Genomic DNA, 13,325 nt, shown 5'->3' on the forward strand with positions numbered 1-13,325 from the left:
GTCATGGCCGACGGGAAAGACATCAGGACACTGGATGAAGTCCGGGTCGACATCGACAGCATCGACAGCCAGATCCAGGAGCTGATCAGCCGCCGCGCGGAATGCGCGCAGCGCGTGGCGGAAATCAAGCTGGCGGAAGTCAATGCCGCCGGGGAGGGCGCTGCCGGCGATACCGAGGTGGTTTACTACCGGCCGGAGCGCGAGGCCCAGGTGTTGCGCAAGATCATCGAGCGCAACCGCGGCCCGCTGGGCGGGGAAACCGTCGCCTATATCTTCCGCGAGATCATGTCTGCCTGCCTGGCCCTGGAAAAGCCCCTGCAGGTCGCCTATCTCGGGCCGGAGGGCACCTTCACCCAGGCCGCTGCGACCAAGCACTTCGGCCACGCGGCGGTGTGCGTGCCCCAGGCCACCATCGATACCGTGTTCGCCCAGGTGGAATCCGGCGAGTGCAATTACGGCGTGGTGCCGGTGGAGAACTCCACCGAGGGCATGGTCAGCCACACCCTCGACAATTTCATGGACTCGCCGCTGAAAATCTCCGGCGAGGTAGAACTGGCCATCGCCCACCATCTGCTCGCGGCCAGCCACACCCCGCGGGAAAAGATCACCCGTATCTGCGCCCACCAGCAGGCCCTGGCCCAGTGCCGCAACTGGCTGGACCGCCACTGGCCGGATGTCGAGCGGCAGGCGGTAAGCAGCAACGGTGAAGCGGCCAGGCTGGCGGCCCAAACCCCCGGTATCGCCGCGATCGCCGGCGAGACCGCGGCCGAGCTCTACGGTCTGGAGAAGCTTGCCGAGCACGTCGAGGATTGCGCCGACAATACCACGCGCTTCCTGATCATCGGCCGCGAGGAAGTGCCGCCCTCGGGCCGGGACAAGACCTCGATCATCGTCTCCAGCCGCAACAAGCCCGGCGCGCTCTACCAGTTGCTGGACCCCTTCCGCAAGGCCGGGGTCAGCCTGACCCGGATCGACACCCGGCCTTCGCGCACGGAAAAGTGGGCCTACGTCTTCTTCATCGAGTTCGAAGGCCACCTGCAGGACGCCAATATCGCCGCCATCATCAACGAACTGGAAGAGCAGTCGATCCTGCTCAAACCCCTGGGTTCCTATCCCCGGGCCGTACTGTAGGCGTGCCGGGGATGAGTTACCGCGTCGATACCGTCGCTATCGCCGGGCTGGGGTTGATTGGCGGCTCCCTTGCCGCGGCACTGCGCGCAAGCGGCTTTGCCCGCCGGGTCATTGGCTGGGGACACCGCGAGCAGTCCCTGCAGCGCGGAATCGAACTTGGCGTGATCGACGAATACACGCTGGACCTCGACGCAGCGCTGTCCCAATCCGACATCCTGGTCCTGTGCACCCCGACACTGGTCGCCTCGCAACTGCTGCGCGAAATCTTGCGCAGGCCCCTCGGCGATACCATTATTACCGATGCCGCGAGTGTGAAGGGCGACCTGTACCGCGCCGCGCTGGAAACCTGCAATGGGCAGTTCCCGCCGCGCCTGGTGCTCGGTCACCCGATCGCCGGTTCCGAGCAGAGCGGGGTCGAGGCGGCGCGCGCCGACCTCTACCGCAACCACCGGGTGATCCTGACACCCGTGGCGGGCAACGATGCCGGTGCCGTGGCCCAGGTGCGCGACATGTGGGCGGCAACCGGCGCCGAGGTAGTCGATATGGAAGTCGAGCGCCACGACGCCGTGCTGGCCGCCACCAGCCACCTGCCCCACGTACTCGCCTATGCGCTGGTGGACGCTCTTGCCCAGTCCGACGCCAGTGAGGCGATTTTCCGCTTCGCCGCCGGGGGCTTCCGGGACTTTACCCGGATCGCGTCCTCGGACCCGGTGATGTGGCGCGACATCGCACTGGCCAACCGGGAGGCCCTGCTGGCGTCCATCGACATGTTCAGCGAACACCTGGGCAGTCTGCGCAAGGCCGTCGAGGACAGTGACGCGGACACGCTCGAAGCGACCTTCCGCCGCGCCAAGTCCGCCCGCGACGGATTCGCGGCCCTGCTGGCAGAGCGGGGCCTGTCCCGGGGCGACAAAGACTAGTACGCGCTCCCGTTCCCGCCCGGGAGCGGCGGTGAAGACAACATACAAACAGATCCCTGCCAGAGAGTTAGCATATGGAATTCAGGTTATCCCCCGGGGGAAGCATCAACGGTGAAGCACGGGTTCCGGGCGACAAGTCGATGTCGCACCGCTCAATCATGCTCGGCGCGCTGGCCGAGGGTACCAGCCGGGTTACCGGTTTCCTCGAGGGCGAGGATGCGCTGGCGACCCTCGCCGCATTCCGCGCCATGGGTGTCGATATCCAGCGCCACGGCGCCGGTGAAGTGGTGGTCAACGGTGTCGGCCTGCACGGCCTGAAAGCGCCGGCCCAGCCCCTCGACCTCGGCAATGCGGGCACCGGCATGCGGCTGATGGCGGGCCTGCTGGCGGGCCAGCCCTTCGACAGCACCCTGACCGGCGACGCGTCCCTCTGCTCCCGCCCCATGGGCAGGGTGATCACCCCCCTGGAACTGATGGGCGCACACATCGAATCCAGCGAGGGCGGTCGTCCTCCCCTGCATATCAGCGGTGGTCGCCGGCTGCAGGGCATCCACTACGACCTGCCCATGGCCAGCGCACAGGTCAAATCCTGTGTGCTGCTGGCAGGACTGTACGCCGAGGGGCGCACCTCGGTCACCGAGCCTGCACCTACCCGCGACCATACCGAGCGCATGCTGCGCGGCTTTGGCTACGAAGTCCTGAGGGAGGGTGAGGTCATCAGCCTCGAAGGCGGCGGCACCCTCAAGGCCTGTAACATCGATGTGCCGGGCGACATTTCTTCCGCTGCATTTTTCCTGGTGGCGGCGAGTATCGCACCCGGCTCCGATGTGCTGCTCAACCACGTCGGCATCAACCCTACCAGGGTCGGGGTGATCAACATTCTCCAGGCCATGGGGGCCGACATTACCCTGAAAAACCAGCGTGAAGTCGGCGGCGAACCGGTGGCGGATATCCACGTGCGCCACGCCCCGCTGCACGGTATCGAGATACCCGAGGACCAGGTGCCGCTGGCGATCGACGAATTTCCGGCCCTGTTCATTGCCGCGGCCTGCGCCGAGGGGCGCACCGTGCTGCGCGGCGCCGAGGAACTGCGGGTCAAGGAGAGCGACCGCATTGCCGCCATGGCCGAGGGCCTGACCACGCTGGGTATCACCAACGAGGTCCTCGAGGACGGTATCGTGATCGACGGCGGAACCCTCGGCGGGGGCAAGATCCGCACCTTCATGGATCACCGCATCGCCATGGCGTTTGCCATCGCGGCCCTGCGAGCGCAGGAGGAAATCCTGGTGCTCGATTGCGACCACGTCGCCACCTCCTTTCCCGGTTTCGACGCGCTGGCGCGCGGCCTCGGCCTGCAGATCACCGTGCAGCGGGAAGAGGCATGATCCCGGCGCCGGTCATCACCGTCGACGGGCCCAGCGGAGCCGGCAAGGGCACCATCAGTCACCTGCTGGCGGAGCGCCTCGGCTGGCACCTGCTGGACAGTGGGGCGCTGTACCGGGTGACCGGCCAGGCCTGCCTGATCGAAGGCGTGAGCTGGGATGACCACCCGGCGGTCACCGAGATCGCCCGGCATCTCGACGTGCGCTTCACCGTGGATGCGCGGGGGGAGGTCCGGGTAGCTTATAAAGGCACCGATGTCTCCGCTGCGATACGCACGGAGGAGGGTGGTCGCGGGGCGTCCACCGTGGCCGCCATACCCAGCGTGCGCGACGCCCTGCTGGCGCGCCAGCGCGATTTCCGCCAGCCCCCGGGCCTGGTCGCCGACGGCCGCGACATGGGCACCGTGGTGTTCCCGCAGGCCGAGCTCAAGTTCTTTCTCACCGCGAGCGCCGCAGAGCGTGCGGAGCGTCGATATAAGCAGTTGATTTCAAAGGGTGAAAGTGTTACTCTCGCGCGCCTTCTGCAAGACATTGAGGAGCGTGACCAACGGGATTCCACCCGCGCAGTTTCCCCCCTTGTTCCGGCAGAGGATGCCATCGTCATCGACAGCACGGCCACGCCCATCGAAAGGGTTTTCGAAGCGGTCATGCAAGCGGTGACAGATCGCGGACTTGCCTCGAAGTAATCCCCGCAAGTTCCTGATTTTAATGGCAAATACATCGCCGAAATAGCCGACACCAGCCAGGGCTATCGACGCGGTGGACCATGAACGAACCCCGTTCCCGGCTGGGGGCACGGATGAACTACTCTACAGGTAATGTGTAATGAGCGAATCTTTCGCCGAACTCTTTGAAGAAAGCCTCAAGACCGTCGACATGCAGCCCGGTGCCATCGTAACCGGCGTGATCATCGACATCGACAGTGACTGGGTTACCGTTCACGCGGGTCTCAAGTCCGAAGGCGTTATCCCCCGTTCCCAGTTCATCGATGCCAACGGCGACTGCAAGCTGAGCATCGGTGACGAAGTACAGGTAGCCCTGGAGTCCGTAGAAGACGGCTTCGGTGAGACCCGCCTGTCCCGCGAGAAGGCCAAGCGCGCCGAAGCGTGGAAGGAACTGGAAGCCGCTTACGAAGCGGACGAAGTGGTCAAGGGCATGATCAACGGCAAAGTCAAAGGTGGCTTTACCGTCGACCTGAACTCCATCCGTGCGTTCCTGCCCGGCTCCCTGGTGGATGTGCGCCCGGTGCGCGAAACCACCCACCTGGAAGGCAAGGACCTCGAATTCAAGGTCATCAAGCTGGACCAGAAGCGCAACAACGTGGTCGTCTCCCGCCGCGCGGTGATGGAAGCCGCCAACAGCGAGGAGCGCGAAGCGCTGCTGGAAACCCTGCAGGAAGGCATGACCGTCAAGGGCATCGTCAAGAACCTCACCGACTACGGCGCCTTCGTCGACCTCGGTGGCGTGGACGGCTTGCTGCACATTACCGACATGGCCTGGAAGCGTATCAAGCATCCTTCCGAGATCGTCGAAGTCGGCCAGGAAATCGACGTCAAGATCCTCAAGTTCGACCGCGAGCGCAACCGGGTTTCCCTGGGCCTCAAGCAGCTGGGCGAGGATCCCTGGGTGGAAATCACCCGTCGCTACCCGGAAGGCAGCCGCGTTGCCGCGCGTATCACCAACCTCACCGACTACGGCTGCTTCGCGGAGCTGGAAGAGGGTGTGGAAGGCCTGGTACACGTTTCCGAAATGGACTGGACCAACAAGAACGTCCACCCCTCCAAGATCGTCCAGCTGGGCGACGAGGTGGAAGTCATGGTCCTGGACATCGACGAAGAGCGTCGCCGTATCTCCCTGGGCATCAAGCAGTGCCAGCAGAACCCGTGGGACGCCTTCGCTTCCCAGTTCGCCAAGGGCGACAAGGTTTCCGGTGCGATCAAGTCGATCACCGACTTCGGTATCTTCATCGGCCTGGAAGGCAACATCGACGGCCTGGTTCACCTGTCCGACATCAGCTGGAACGAAGCTGGCGAGGAAGCGGTGCGCAATTACAAGAAGGGCGATGAAATCGAGACGGTTATCCTCTCCATCGACCCCGAGCGCGAGCGCATCTCCCTGGGCATCAAGCAGTTGGAAGACGACCCCTTCGGCAACTACGTATCCACCAACGACCGCGGCGCGATCGTGACAGGTGAAGTCGTGGAAGTGGACGCCAAGGCGGTTATCGTCAAGCTGGCCGACGAAGTCGAGGGCGTACTGAAAGCCTCCGACATCTCCCGCGACCGCGTGGAAGACGCCCGCAACAGCTACAAGGTCGGCGACACCGTGGAAGCCAAGATCATCTCCGTGGATCGCAAGAACCGCAGCGTTGGTCTGTCAGTGAAAGCCAAGGACTACGAAGACGAGCAGGAAGCTGTGAAGTCTCTGAAAGACCAGGACGAAGCTGCTTCTCCGGGCACCATCGGTGACCTGATCAAGGCGCAGATGGGCGAGAAGTAATCGCCCCCTGTAGCCAGTGGAAAAGGCCCGCCTCGGCGGGCCTTTTTTATTGCCGCAAGAAATGCTGCGGGCGCATGGCTGCGGCCTGCCGGGCGAGGCCGCTACTGCCTCCGGGCGCCGCTGGATCCTTCGGAGGCGGGTCCCAGGGCCGCCCGAGCACCCAGCCCTGAACTGTGTGCGATACGCCCAGTTATTGACCAGTTTTTCCGTTATAAAATAATAACTTGCGCGATTCGGTAAGTTGGGCAAAAATAAGCTCTGGTGAAAAAACAATCGATAAGCCAATGACAAAGAGCGAACTGATAGAGACCATTGCCGCCCGGCAGTCACAATTGTCGGCGAAGGACGTGGAACTGGCGGTAAAAACCATCCTCGAACACATGGCGCAGGCACTTGCCAGCGGCGAGCGTATCGAGATTCGTGGCTTTGGCAGCTTCTCACTGCATTACCGGGAGCCCCGTCGCGGTCGCAATCCCAAGACCGGGGATGCCGTCCAGCTGAGCGGCAAGTTCGTGCCGCACTTCAAGCCGGGCAAAGAATTGCGCGAGCGTGTTAACATGGGCCTGCAGGCGGGGTTATAGTTTCCCCCGAGTGCCTGCGGCGGCCCGATGCGTTGATCGGGTTGCCATTAACGCCCGGCCCCGGATCACCCGATGACTTTTTTGCGCAAAATCCTGCTTCTTGTCGTGCTGCTGGCGATGCTCTCAGTCGGCGTCCTGTTCGCCGTGCAGAACGAAGTGCTGGTGCCCCTGGATCTCCTGGTATACCGCTTCGAAGCCCATAGCCTTGCACTCTGGCTGCTGCTGGCCTTCGCCCTTGGCGGTATCTTCGGCCTGCTGGCCTCCAGCCTGATCCTGCTGCGCCAGCGCACCTCGCTGGGTTCTACCCGCCGGCAACTGAACCAGGCCCGTGCGGAGGTCGACAGGCTGCGCACTGCCGGCCTGCAAAGCGGTGAATGATTTTCTCGTATTCGGCCTGCTGTTCGCTGCGGTAGCCATTGGCTGGTATCTCGGACGCCGCAGTCGCGATGATAAATCCGAACTGCCGGGGGAGTACTACCGCGGCTTTCGCTTCCTCCTCGACGGCGGCCACGACAACGCGATAGACGCCTTTATCGACGCCCTCGAAGTCAACAGCGATACCCTCGAAACCCATATCGCCCTCGGCAAGTTGCTGCGCCAGCGCGGCGAGGTGGCCCGCGCCATCCGGGTGCACCAGAACCTGTTGGCGCGTCCGAGCCTGCCGCGGGCGCAGGTTGAACAGGCCCACCTGGAACTCGCCAGGGACTACATTTCCGCGGGACTTCTCGACCGGGCAGAGCGCCTGTTGCTCGACCTGGGCACCGAATCCCGGGAATTGCGCCGCAAGGCCTGGCGCTACCTGCTGGAGATCTACCAGAGCGAGCGCGACTGGGGCCAGGCCATCGAAGTGGCCCGCAAGCTTCTCCCGCGCAAGGGCTTCCTCGGTTCCGGTGTCGAAGTCGACGAACCCGGGCAGGCGGTTCCGGTGATACTCGCGCACTATTACTGTGAACTCGCCGAGGACAAGCGGGACAAGGGCGACATCGATGCCGCCAGGGAATTGCTGCAACTGGCGCTGGAATATGACGCCGACTGTGTGCGTGCCTCGATCCTGCTGGGCAGTGTCGAACGCCAGTCCGGCCGATACCGGCAGGCGATCAAGGCCCTGCGGCGGGTGCAGCGCCAGGACCCGGATTACGTCTACGAAACGGTGCCGGCCCTGCGCGACTGTTACCAGGCCCTCGGCGACAGCCGCTCCCTGCGGGTCTACCTGCGGGACTGCCTCGACGAACATCCCTCGCCACCGCTGGTGCTGGCGGTGACCGAGGCACTGCAGCAGGCCGACGGGCCGGAAGAGGCCTACCGCTTCCTGGTCACCGAACTGGAGCGCCTGCCGTCCCTGCGCGGTGTCGAAAAACTGCTGCAACTCGAAGCCGGCGCCACAGCGGGCGAAAAGCGCGCCGGACTGCAGCGCCTGCAGGGGCTCGTCCGTCGCCTGCTCGAACAACGGCCGACCTATCGCTGCAGCCACTGTGGTTTTTCCGGCAGGCAGTTGCACTGGTTCTGCCCCGGATGCCGTTACTGGGGTACCCTGAAGAATATACGTGGCACGACTATGGAATAGTCGGCGCACAGCAATTTGTGGAGGAACAATGTCTGATAATCCGGTGATCGTCGCCCTCGACTATCCCACTGCCGAACCGGCGCTGCAGCTTGTACAACAGCTCGACCCGGCACTCTGCCGCCTCAAGATCGGCAAGGAACTGTTTACCCGCTGCGGACCGGCGCTGGTGGAAGATATCCAGTCCCGCGGGTTCCAGATTTTTCTCGATCTCAAGTTCCACGATATACCCAACACCGTCGCTGGTGCGGTGCGCGCCGCCGCCGGCCTGGGCGTGTGGATGGTGAATGTCCATGCCTCGGGCGGTCGGCGCATGATGGAGGCCGCCGCGGAAACACTGGCCGGCCTGCAGCAGAGGCCGCTGCTCATCGCCGTTACCGTGCTGACCAGCATGACCGAACAGGACCTGCAGGAAACCGGTTGCGAGGAAAGCCTCGAACAGCGGGTCAGCCGCCTCGCCGGGTTGACCGCGGATAGCGGGCTGGATGGGGTGGTTTGTTCGGCCCGTGAGGCCACCCGACTGAAAGCTGAACGGGGCGCCGGCTTCGCACTGGTCACGCCGGGGATACGCCTGGCTGGCGACAGCGCCGGGGACCAGCGCCGGGTGCTCACCCCGGCGGACGCGCTGGCGGCGGGGTCGGACTACCTGGTGATCGGCCGCTCGATTACGGCAGCGGCCGACCCGCTGGCGGCACTGCAGCGGGTGCACGCGGAACTCTCGCAGGTTCAATAGCATCAAATACGGGCAAGCGGCTCCCGGCGCAATCCGGCCTGCTAAACTGACTCCCTGATACGGATGCCTGCAAGGATGCAGTTAACTGATCAGGGAGATCACCTATGAATACAAACCGACTCGTAAATACCAAGGCGGATTCCGGGCGCACTGTCAGCGGCCGGCTGTTCGCAGTTCTCGTATTGCTTTGCAGCCTCAGTTTGCTGCCCGTTCAGGCGGTTTACGCGGAAACGGCCCAGGAAACTGCCAGCGTTGTAAACATCAACGTCGCCGATGCGAAGGCACTGGCGACAGCATTGAAAGGCGTGGGCCTGAGCCGCGCCGAGGATATCGTGAAATACCGCGAGGAATATGGGCCCTTTACCACGGTCGAGCAACTCGCCGAGGTCAGGGGTATCGGCCTGGCTACCGTTGAAAAAAACCGCGACCGGATAACACTGGAATAACGCCGCGGCATCCGTATCATCTGGGGGCTTATGCCCCCAATCCAAGTTTATATTGCATGAAAGCCCTGGTAACCGGCGCGAGCGGTTTTATCGGACAGCAACTCTGCGCCCGCCTGTCGGGGCAGGGCAGGGAACTCCTGCCCTTCAGCCTGGGTGGCGGCAGCCTGCCCAGCGGCCAGCGAATCCTTCCCCTCGACCTCACCAATGAATCAGTCTCAGCGCGACACCTGCGCGAGGCACACACGGTTTTTCACCTGGCGGGCATTGCCCACCGGGCAGCTGCTGGACAGGCTTACGACGCCGTAAATCATCGGGCAGTAATAGAACTCGCCACACGGGCAGCGGACGCGGGCGTGCGCAGTTTTATCTTTCTCAGCAGCGTCAAGGCTATGGGGGAGAGTGCCACAGCCGCCCCCCGGGATGAAGATGACTGCATTCGGCCCGACGAGCCCTACGGCCTGTCCAAGTGGCAGGCGGAGCAGTCGCTGCGCGCGGCCTTTGCCGATACAGGTATGGCGGTCTACATTCTGCGCCCGGCACTGGTGTACGGGCCGCAGGCGAAGGGCAACCTGCACCTGCTCGGACGCCTGGTGGCAGCGGGCCTGCCGCGACCTCCCGCTCTCGGCGCCCGCTCCATGGTCGCGCTGGCCGACCTGGTAGAACTGATGTTACTGGCGGAGCGCGAAGCCCGGCCCGGCGTACATACGCTGATCGCCGCGGACGGGGAATCCTACAGTACCCGGCGCATCTACGACGCCCTGCGCATGGCCGCTGGCAAGGCGCGGGCGCACAGCTGGCTGCCGCAATGGGCCTGGCGCGGTGGTGCGGGCCTCGTCGATATTCTCCGGCCCGGCCCGGAGCCCACCTGGCAGAAGCTTTTTGGCACCGAGCTCTACAGCAACCAGCGCGCCCGGCAACAGCTCGGCTGGGTGCCGCAGCAAACCTTTGAAGCGATGCTGGCTGCAGGCGGCGCCGCTGCATGTTGAGCCTCCCACTGATCGCGATCTGCCTCTCCGCTGTGGCCTGTGGCGCCTACCGCTACGCGGCACTGCACTGGCGCATTCTCGACCAGCCCAATCACCGCAGTTCCCACGCAACCCCCACACCCCACGGCGGGGGACTGCCGATGATGCTGGCGCTGTGTGCAACAGCCCTGGTGGCAGTTTTGACAGGCTGGGACATAGGCGGGAACTACCTGTGGCTCCTCGCCATTGCCATGGGGCTCGTCGTCGTCGGGGTCGTCGATGATATACAGGGTTTGCCGGTACGCGTGCGGCTGGCGATTTACCTGCTCGCCTGCCTGCTCGCGCTGCCGCTGGCGCTCGGCGCGCCTGGGACCTGGCCGCCTGCCATCTGGTGGGCGTCGCCACTGCTGCTGGTCGGCCTGCTCTGGCTGGTCAACCTGTACAATTTCATGGACGGGATCGATGGTCTGGCGGCAACCCAGTGCATCCTGGCGGCCGGCACCGCCGCATTGCTGGTGCTGCTGGGCGGGGGCGATGCGGGTTATGCCCTGGCCTGCCTGTCGCTTGCCGGGGTGCACGCGGGCTTCCTGGCCTGGAACTGGCCACCCGCCCGCCTGTTCATGGGCGATGCCGGCAGCGTGTCCACCGGGTTCCTGCTCGGTGCCCTGGCGTTGCTGGGCGCCGGACAGGGGGCTCTCCCGCTGGCCTGCTGGCTCATCCTGCTGGCGGGGTTCATTACTGATGCCAGCGTAACCTTGCTCTGGCGGGCGTGCACCGGCCAGGACATAGCCAGCCCGCATCGCCTGCACGCCTACCAGCGGCTCAGCCGGGTTTTCGGCGGGCACCGCCCCGTGGTTTTCCTGCTGCTCGGGCTGCACCTGATCTGGCTGGCGCCACTCGCCACGCTCGCGGCGAGTTTTCCGGAGATAAGTTCCTATTTGGTAATTTTGGCATATATTCCGCTTCTGCCTGGCATGGCTAAAGCACTGCGATTGGGCTAGTATCATTCTTGGGCCGCAATACCTACAAAGTTCCATTTTCCAGTGGCCCCGATCAGACCAGAAGAGTGAGGAAGGGGCTTGCTGAACTTTTGTGGCCGTTTAGTGACGCGCTCGGTTTCCGGAATTATCGGAGGCCTGCGGGACGGTCTTGAACGCATAATCCAGCTCCCCCGAAACATCAAACAGGCCTGCCTCCTCGCCATCGACATGAGCTTCGTCGCCTTTGCTATCTGGGCGGCAGTGGCCTTCCGCTATGGCAGTACCGACTTCCTCTTCGGCCCTGTGGAAATTTTCTGCGCCGGGTTCACGGTCATTGTCAGCGCATTTATTTTCCTGCGCCTCGGACTCTATCGCGCGGTCATCCGCTTCATGGGCCAGCAGGCCATCTGGGCGGTCATTACTGCCGTCAGTTACTCGACCCTGATTCTCGGCGCCACCATTTTCTTCACCCAGGCCCAGGTGCCCCGGTCGATGCCCTTTATCTACTGGGGTATCGCCCTGCTGGGAATCGGCGGCATGCGCCTGAGCGTGCGCGCCTACTATCAGGCCAAGCTGCGCTCCATGTCGGAGAACGTGCTGATCTACGGCGCCGGTGAATCCGGCAGGCAGCTCCTCACAGCGTTGAACCACGGGGACCAGTACCGGGCGGTGGCCTTCGTCGACGACGACCAGCGCCTGCACTATTCGGTGATCAACGGGCTCCAGGTGGTGCCTCCGGTAGAGATCGAACAACTGATCGCCCAGCACGACATTACCCAGGTGCTGCTCGCCGTACCCTCGGCATCTCCCGAGCGGCGCAAGGAGATCATCAACTCGCTGGTCGGCCTGCCCGTCTATGTGCGCACCGTCCCGCGGATTACCGAACTGGTGACCGGGGAGGCCAGCGTCAACCAGATCCAGGATATCGACCTCGACGACCTGCTGGGTCGCGACCCTGTCCCTCCGCACCCCGAACTGATCGATCGCTGTATCACCGGCAAGGTGGTGATGGTGACCGGGGCAGGTGGCTCCATCGGTTCCGAGCTGTGCCGGCAGATCGTGCTCTCCAGCCCCAGTGAACTGATCCTGCTCGATAACAGCGAGTACGCGCTGTACAACGTCGAGCGCGAACTGCGCGAGCTGATGAGCCCAGCCAACCTCGATTTCAAGATGGTGGCGCTGCTCGGTTCGGTACAGGACGGGCGTCGCCTGGAGAGTATTTTCCGCACCTTCCGGGTGGACACGGTCTACCACGCGGCCGCCTACAAGCACGTGCCGATGGTTGAGTACAACGTGGCCGAGGGCGTCGCCAACAATGTTTTCGGCACCTGGTATTCCGCCCAGGCGGCGCGCAAGGCCGGTGTGGCGACCTTCGTCCTGGTGTCTACCGACAAGGCAGTCCGGCCCACCAACATCATGGGCGCATCCAAGCGCTTCGCGGAGATGATCCTGCAGGGCCTCGCCCAGCGCGATACCAAGACCCGCTTCTGCATGGTGCGCTTTGGCAATGTGCTGGGTTCGTCCGGCTCGGTGGTTCCCCTGTTCCGCGAACAGATCGAGAACGGCGGCCCGGTCACCGTGACCCACCCCGAAGTCACCCGCTATTTCATGAGCATCAAGGAAGCCGCCCAGCTGGTATTGCAGGCCAGTGCCATGGGGACCGGCGGCGATGTTTTCGTGCTGGACATGGGTGAACCGGTGCGCATCGTCGACCTGGCGCGGCGCATGATCCGCCTCAGCGGCTACGAAACCGACCACGACTCCCATGTCGGCGAGCACATCGACATCGAGTTCATCGGCCTGCGGCCCGGTGAAAAGCTCTACGAGGAATTACTGCTCGGCAGTAACGTGGCCGGCACGGGACACCCGATGATCATGCGCGCCGAGGAAGAGTGTCTCAGCTACGGCCAGATCCACAGCTATGTCACCGACCTGATGCACTACTGCGATGCCCTGGATTGTGTCGGCATTACCTCGGTACTGCGCAAGGCGGTCAGCGGCTTCAGCGACCACGAGGTTCGCCACGACCATATCTGGAACCGCCAGTCAGAGATCGGCGAGGTGCCCCGCGCGCCCGCCCGTGCGGTGTCCAACGTCAAGGAACTGTTCCCCGAAAAATCCTCCTGA

Annotated in this window: 13 protein-coding genes; all 13 read left to right on the top strand. The window is 63.9% G+C overall.

All coding sequences use genetic code 11. From position 1 onward, the window contains the following. Positions 1-3 precede the first annotated feature (3 nt). The 13 genes from pheA (at position 4) to ACNKU3_RS05160 (ending at position 13,325) form a co-directional block, all read left to right on the top strand. Entirely contained in the window at positions 4-1,131 is a 1,128-nt protein-coding gene (gene pheA, locus ACNKU3_RS05100) for a prephenate dehydratase (protein ID WP_418258337.1), read from the top strand. An 11-nt stretch (positions 1,132-1,142) separates the two neighbouring features. Then, positions 1,143-2,051, top strand: coding sequence for a prephenate dehydrogenase/arogenate dehydrogenase family protein (locus ACNKU3_RS05105; RefSeq protein WP_418258338.1), 909 nt, complete (start codon positions 1,143-1,145; stop codon positions 2,049-2,051). 74 nt (positions 2,052-2,125) lie between these two features. After that, on the top strand, positions 2,126-3,436 hold the full coding sequence (gene aroA, locus ACNKU3_RS05110) for a 3-phosphoshikimate 1-carboxyvinyltransferase (RefSeq protein WP_418258339.1): 1,311 nt from the start codon (positions 2,126-2,128) through the stop codon (positions 3,434-3,436). Continuing rightward, a complete protein-coding gene (cmk, locus tag ACNKU3_RS05115; protein WP_418258340.1) occupies positions 3,433-4,119 on the top strand; it encodes a (d)CMP kinase in 687 nt (228 codons plus the stop codon). Before aroA ends, cmk begins: the two co-directional genes overlap by 4 nt. A 139-nt stretch (positions 4,120-4,258) precedes the next feature. Continuing rightward, the gene (gene rpsA, locus ACNKU3_RS05120; RefSeq protein WP_418258341.1) at positions 4,259-5,932 is read left to right on the top strand and encodes a 30S ribosomal protein S1; all 1,674 of its coding nucleotides are present in this window, start codon (positions 4,259-4,261) and stop codon (positions 5,930-5,932) included. A gap of 284 nt (positions 5,933-6,216) precedes the next feature. After that, a complete protein-coding gene (gene ihfB, locus ACNKU3_RS05125; protein WP_418258342.1) occupies positions 6,217-6,513 on the top strand; it encodes an integration host factor subunit beta in 297 nt (98 codons plus the stop codon). Positions 6,514-6,585: 72 nt separating this feature from the next. After that, positions 6,586-6,891: a lipopolysaccharide assembly protein LapA domain-containing protein gene (locus ACNKU3_RS05130; RefSeq protein ID WP_418258343.1), complete on the top strand. Its 306-nt coding sequence runs from the start codon at positions 6,586-6,588 to the stop codon at positions 6,889-6,891. Further along, the gene (gene lapB, locus ACNKU3_RS05135; RefSeq protein WP_418258344.1) at positions 6,884-8,077 is read left to right on the top strand and encodes a lipopolysaccharide assembly protein LapB; all 1,194 of its coding nucleotides are present in this window, start codon (positions 6,884-6,886) and stop codon (positions 8,075-8,077) included. The genes ACNKU3_RS05130 and lapB overlap by 8 nt, the downstream gene beginning before the upstream one ends. Positions 8,078-8,105: 28 nt before the next feature. Continuing rightward, positions 8,106-8,807: an orotidine-5'-phosphate decarboxylase gene (gene pyrF, locus ACNKU3_RS05140; protein ID WP_418258345.1), complete on the top strand. Its 702-nt coding sequence runs from the start codon at positions 8,106-8,108 to the stop codon at positions 8,805-8,807. A gap of 104 nt (positions 8,808-8,911) precedes the next feature. Further along, complete coding sequence (locus ACNKU3_RS05145) at positions 8,912-9,253, top strand: ComEA family DNA-binding protein (protein ID WP_418258346.1); 342 nt, start codon at positions 8,912-8,914, stop codon at positions 9,251-9,253. Positions 9,254-9,309: 56 nt separating this feature from the next. Next, entirely contained in the window at positions 9,310-10,239 is a 930-nt protein-coding gene (locus ACNKU3_RS05150) for an NAD-dependent epimerase/dehydratase family protein (protein WP_418258347.1), read from the top strand. Beyond that, the gene (locus ACNKU3_RS05155) at positions 10,233-11,219 is read left to right on the top strand and encodes a glycosyl transferase family 4 (RefSeq protein ID WP_418258348.1); all 987 of its coding nucleotides are present in this window, start codon (positions 10,233-10,235) and stop codon (positions 11,217-11,219) included. The genes ACNKU3_RS05150 and ACNKU3_RS05155 overlap by 7 nt, the downstream gene beginning before the upstream one ends. Positions 11,220-11,297: 78 nt before the next feature. Then, entirely contained in the window at positions 11,298-13,325 is a 2,028-nt protein-coding gene (locus ACNKU3_RS05160) for a polysaccharide biosynthesis protein (RefSeq protein WP_418258349.1), read from the top strand.

Source organism: Haliea sp. E17 (assembly GCF_048323675.1).
Taxonomy (GTDB): domain Bacteria; phylum Pseudomonadota; class Gammaproteobacteria; order Pseudomonadales; family Halieaceae; genus Mangrovimicrobium.

Excerpts from the sequence above, each read along its gene's own strand:
- pyrF (WP_418258345.1), top strand. The coding sequence starts at position 8,106 with ATGTCTGATAATCCGGTGATCGTCGCCCTCGACTATCCCACTGCCGAA.
- rpsA (WP_418258341.1), top strand. The coding sequence starts at position 4,259 with ATGAGCGAATCTTTCGCCGAACTCTTTGAAGAAAGCCTCAAGACCGTC.
- ACNKU3_RS05105 (WP_418258338.1), top strand. The coding sequence starts at position 1,143 with ATGAGTTACCGCGTCGATACCGTCGCTATCGCCGGGCTGGGGTTGATT.
- ACNKU3_RS05130 (WP_418258343.1), top strand. The coding sequence starts at position 6,586 with ATGACTTTTTTGCGCAAAATCCTGCTTCTTGTCGTGCTGCTGGCGATG.
- ACNKU3_RS05145 (WP_418258346.1), top strand. The coding sequence starts at position 8,912 with ATGAATACAAACCGACTCGTAAATACCAAGGCGGATTCCGGGCGCACT.
- ihfB (WP_418258342.1), top strand. The coding sequence starts at position 6,217 with ATGACAAAGAGCGAACTGATAGAGACCATTGCCGCCCGGCAGTCACAA.
- pheA (WP_418258337.1), top strand. The coding sequence starts at position 4 with ATGGCCGACGGGAAAGACATCAGGACACTGGATGAAGTCCGGGTCGAC.
- cmk (WP_418258340.1), top strand. The coding sequence starts at position 3,433 with ATGATCCCGGCGCCGGTCATCACCGTCGACGGGCCCAGCGGAGCCGGC.
- aroA (WP_418258339.1), top strand. The coding sequence starts at position 2,126 with ATGGAATTCAGGTTATCCCCCGGGGGAAGCATCAACGGTGAAGCACGG.
- ACNKU3_RS05155 (WP_418258348.1), top strand. The coding sequence starts at position 10,233 with ATGTTGAGCCTCCCACTGATCGCGATCTGCCTCTCCGCTGTGGCCTGT.
- ACNKU3_RS05150 (WP_418258347.1), top strand. The coding sequence starts at position 9,310 with ATGAAAGCCCTGGTAACCGGCGCGAGCGGTTTTATCGGACAGCAACTC.